This window comes from Treponema sp. R80B11-R83G3 (assembly GCF_054786115.1).
Map to the genome: position 1 here is coordinate 1 of NZ_BDHF01000311.1, position 865 is coordinate 865.

Here is an 865-nt window from a genome sequence, read left to right on the forward strand (position 1 = left end):
GTGTATATACCAGCTTTTTCCACATTGCCTATTAAAATATAACCGTTTAATTTGTTATCACTGTGAAACAGTCGTTTGTAATTGTCTTTTCCCGTTTGCGCGTATACGTCTCCTATGTAATTGCCCGCCGTGATGATATGCAGTCCGAAAAACCCAATCGCATTCATTGGAATTGCCTTGTCAAAACGCGCGCCGCTATTTGCGCCGCTATTTGCGCCGTAATTTGCGCCGTTGCAGGAGGCGTTTTCGCCTGAGACTTTATCGCCAACGCCGTCTGCCATATTGATTCCCGCGCACTCGCACTGCATATAAGCGTTAGGCAAAAGCGCCATAATTTTACTCTGCCCGCTTGACACGTCGTTTGTCTGCGTACAGTCTCCGGCAGCGTAAATGTCCCCGGCGGAAGTTTCAGATTTTTCATTGATAACGATGCCGCGCTCAATTTTCGCAATCCCGTTTAAAAGCGCGGTATTTGGACGCACTCCAACGGCAAGGACTAAAATATCGAAATCTTCCGTCTCGCCGTTTTCAAAAATAGCCTTGTTACTCTCAAATTTCTTGATGCTGGCGGCAAGCTTAAACTCAACGCCCTTGCTTTCCAGATGAGCTTGAACCATTTTTGCGCCGTCTTCGTCAAGAATACTGGATAAAATCCTAGGGGCAAGATCAACTACCGTTATGTGTTTTACCCGCTCGTGAATGCCCTCGGCGCACTTCAGCCCGATAAGACCCGCGCCTATTATCAGTACTCGCTTGTTTTTTTCCAGCATAGAGTCCAACTTTTTCGCGTCGTCAAGGCTCATAAACGTGCATTTATCTTTTACTGAATTAAGCCCCTCAAAAGGCGGCACAAAAGGCAAAGAAC

General features: G+C 46.6%; 1 protein-coding gene. It reads right to left on the reverse strand.

Annotated features, from left to right (window positions below):
* The coding region (locus ACYVRH_RS13535) for an NAD(P)/FAD-dependent oxidoreductase (RefSeq protein WP_461257417.1) at positions 1–865 on the reverse strand (865 nt) is incomplete at both ends.